The 3016-nt window shown below is 64.8% G+C and carries 4 protein-coding genes; 1 reads left to right on the top strand and 3 read right to left on the bottom strand.

Annotated elements, in window-relative coordinates; all coding sequences use genetic code 11:
- Positions 1 to 59: 59 nt before the first annotated feature.
- The 3 genes from WEG36_06645 to WEG36_06635 all read right to left on the bottom strand — a co-directional run bounded on the left by WEG36_06645 (position 60) and on the right by WEG36_06635 (position 2177).
- Positions 60 to 644, bottom strand: a complete 585-nt coding sequence (locus tag WEG36_06645; protein MEX1257276.1) for an outer membrane beta-barrel protein — start codon at positions 642 to 644, stop codon at positions 60 to 62.
- Between the two features lie 31 nt (positions 645 to 675).
- A complete protein-coding gene (locus WEG36_06640) occupies positions 676 to 1377 on the bottom strand; it encodes an OmpA family protein (GenBank protein MEX1257275.1) in 702 nt (233 codons plus the stop codon).
- 272 nt (positions 1378 to 1649) lie between these two features.
- The gene (locus WEG36_06635; protein MEX1257274.1) at positions 1650 to 2177 is read right to left on the bottom strand and encodes a DinB family protein; all 528 of its coding nucleotides are present in this window, start codon (positions 2175 to 2177) and stop codon (positions 1650 to 1652) included.
- Positions 2178 to 2331: 154 nt separating this feature from the next.
- Between WEG36_06635 and WEG36_06630 the strand changes: the two genes are divergently transcribed.
- Positions 2332 to 2964 carry a hypothetical protein gene (locus WEG36_06630; GenBank protein MEX1257273.1) on the top strand — a complete coding sequence of 211 codons (633 nt, stop codon included), beginning with the start codon at positions 2332 to 2334 and terminating at the stop codon, positions 2962 to 2964.
- The last annotated feature ends 52 nt before the right edge of the window (positions 2965 to 3016 follow it).

Here is a 3016-nt window from a genome sequence, read left to right as displayed (position 1 = left end):
GAACCCCCCCCCCTCCAGGGTCACCCGCGAGGGGGCGCCCGGCCCGCGCCCTTCCACCCTTAATTCCGGGGGAAGTGGATGTGCGCCGCGATGTCGAAGGTGACGTAACGGACCTCCGGCTCCGGAAAGAAGTCGTCGTCATCGCCGACGTCCAGCAAGGTGACGCGGACTCCCGGGGACACCGAAAGGACCTCGCCGAGAGGGAAGTCCATTCCGATTCCCGCCTGGAAGCCAAGGTTCCGGTCGGACTCGAAGTCTCCGAGCGCGCTGTCGAATTCCACGGTATGGTAAACTACTCCGGCCTTCGCCCAGGGGAGCGCGCGCGTATCGCTCGGGAGGATGAACTTCGCACCCGCCTCGAATCCCTGGACGTGTAGCTGGCTGTCGTCATCACACGTGACGACATCGCAGGTAAAGGTGTCTCTCGCCCACCCGCCATAAATCCCGATCATCGGCGTGAGGCTCAACACCACCCCCGCTCCGAAGCCGAAGTCGTTCCCGACGTTGTCCCCGAAGTCGCCGAACGGGACGCTGTATCCGCCCCGGAGGTCCACGGAGATTTCTCGCTGTTGGGCCATGAGGCTTGCCGGCGCGAGGGCCAGCGCCAGCGACATTCCGATGACGATCACGTTGGTTTTTCGCATCCTTGGTCACCCCTTTTTTGATTGGGGGGAATCAGTTCGTTGGGTAACGGGCCTCGATTTCCTCGCGGTACTCCTCGCTCGCGAAGATTGCGACCTCGACGCGGCGATTTAGTTGCCGCCCCACCTCGTCGTCGTTCGATGCCCTGGGCTCCCCTTCGCCGCGTCCTTCAGCGCGGATTCGGGAGCGCTGCACGCCGCGCTCGGCGAGATAGTTCGCCGCCGAACCGGCCCGGCGCTCCGAGAGCGCCTGGTTGTAACTGTCCGTTCCGGAAGAGTCGGTGTGCCCGACGATCAGGACGTCGGTGCCCGGGTACTCGAGGAGACTCTGGCTCAGTTCGCCCAGATTCTCGCGGGCGGTCCCCTGAAGTTCCGACGAATCGAACGCGAAGAGGATCCCGGACTCGAAGGTCACTCGGATTCCTTCCCCGATTCTCTCGACTTCTGCGTCGGCCAGCTCCCTTTCGAGCTCTTCGGCCTGCTGGTCCATCTGCCGTCCGATCACGGCCCCGGCGGTTCCGCCGACCACGGCGCCGATGATCGCGCCACGCGCCGTATTGTCGTCCATGATCCCGCCGAGAACCCCGCCCGCGGCCGCCCCGATGACCGCACCTTCTTCCGTGCGGTTCATGCTCGCGCACCCGCCGAGCCCGATGGTTACGAGTACCACGGCGGCTGCGGCCCGGGAGACGAAGGGCCGTCCGGCCAAGGTTCGGAAAGACTTCCCGTGTCTCATTTGAATCCACCTCTAAAGCGTGAATGCACATACGCGCCCGATGGCGCGAAAGTCCTGAGGTGCAAGCGACGTGCCCCGAACGCCAGGGCAGTGCGAAATCCAAGGCAGGACAGGCATTTGCGGGATCTGTGCGGACAGCGAGACGCGGGGGTGGGTCGCCCCTCACGGGGCTTTCAGGGCGGGGAATTATCCCCGGTGCGGGGGAAAAGTTGCCCGGGCGCTTCTCCCTTGTCCCCAGGGCGCTCGGCAGCCTTAGGTGAGCGGCAGGTGGGTCACCCCTTCTCGAGCGTCGGTTTTTGGTTGTAGGAGGCCGTTCCTCCCGGCGGAATGCTCAGATACCGCCACCCCTCTCCGCGGTAGTTCCGGGCCAAGTATACGATCTGACCTACATGGTGGCTTGTGTGCGCGAGGGATCGGTGGAGCGCCGCGTGGACTGCGAGGGGCATGCTCCGAATCGCGACCTCGCGATGGAGGTCTTCGTCCTTCAGGGACGCGAGGGCATCGAGGACAATCGTCCAGCCGCGCTCCCACTTCTGGAGGAGGGCTTCCCGAGTCACCTGACGGTCCTCGAACTCCGACTCGCGATCGCGCCAGGGCTTTTCGCCGTCCGAGTCGAGAAAGTCCGTGAATCGCGACTCGAGATTCCCGGAAACGTGCCAGGCAATCGTGGCGATGGAATTGTTCGGCGGGACCGGGCTACGACACAGTTCCTCCGCGTCGAGCTGCTCCATCGCGCCCTCGGCGAGGGCCTTGTAGCGCCGGTACTCGGTTTCAATCGAACCCAGGATCTCACGACTCATCCGAAAGTCCCTCCCACTCTAGTCTAGAATTCGCCTGTTCCGCCATCCTTCCGCGCGCGTTGACACCCTCCAGAATCCACCTCTACCTTGCAGCTGCCTCCTGACAAAGGATTCCCACCTTTCCGGTCCCAACCCGGACCCTGAGGAGTTTCTCATGAAAACGGCAATGCGCGGGCTCTCACTCGCCCTCCTGCTCGTGATCCCGGCCGCATTGCAGGGCCAGGCACAGATGTCCGCCACCTACATCACGAAAGAGCAGGTGGACGCCGTGAACGCGCTTCCCGGGGTGGACCGGCAAATCATCAGCACCGACATCGGCAAGCTCAATCTGGCGGTCGGGATCATCCACCGAGGGGCTACCCCGGCCGCGGCCCCTACGGCCGGAGCTGGGAATCCCGTTCCCGCCGAACAGGCGTGCGGTCTCGCACCCGGGAATGTCCCACTTTCCGGCGCGCGGGGGATCGCCCACAACCACCAGACGGAAACCTACATCATCGTCTCCGGTGCGGGCACTCTCGTGACGGGCGGCCAGATCGTGAACGGGCGGGCGTCGGCTCCCGAGAGCGCGGTCACGACGACGCTGAACGGGCCCTCGTGCAGCGGCGCGATCGGCGGGGAAGGAGTGGTGACGAGAGAGGTGAAGGTCGGCGACATCATCATCATTCCGGCGACAGTTCCACATGGCTGGCTGGCGATCTCCGATCATGTGGACTACCTGAGCGTCCGGCCGGATCCGGACCGCGTCCTTCCCGACGACTATGTGCATCCGGAGATCGAGATCAACTGAGGCCGCGGAGCCCGGCGACGCCCCTCCGGACGTCTAAGGCGCCGCCGCGCGA

The sequence above is a fragment of the Gemmatimonadota bacterium genome (assembly GCA_040882465.1).
Taxonomy (GTDB): Bacteria; Gemmatimonadota; Gemmatimonadetes; order Longimicrobiales; family Gaopeijiaceae; genus JBBEBG01.
This window is presented reverse-complemented; position numbering and strand designations above follow the sequence as displayed.

What these genes read in the sequence shown, in the direction of transcription:
- WEG36_06645 (MEX1257276.1), bottom strand. Translation starts at nt 644, where the DNA reads ATGCGAAAAACCAACGTGATCGTCATCGGAATGTCGCTGGCGCTGGCC.
- WEG36_06640 (MEX1257275.1), bottom strand. Translation starts at nt 1,377, where the DNA reads ATGAGACACGGGAAGTCTTTCCGAACCTTGGCCGGACGGCCCTTCGTC.
- WEG36_06635 (MEX1257274.1), bottom strand. Translation starts at nt 2,177, where the DNA reads ATGAGTCGTGAGATCCTGGGTTCGATTGAAACCGAGTACCGGCGCTAC.
- WEG36_06630 (MEX1257273.1), top strand. Translation starts at nt 2,332, where the DNA reads ATGAAAACGGCAATGCGCGGGCTCTCACTCGCCCTCCTGCTCGTGATC.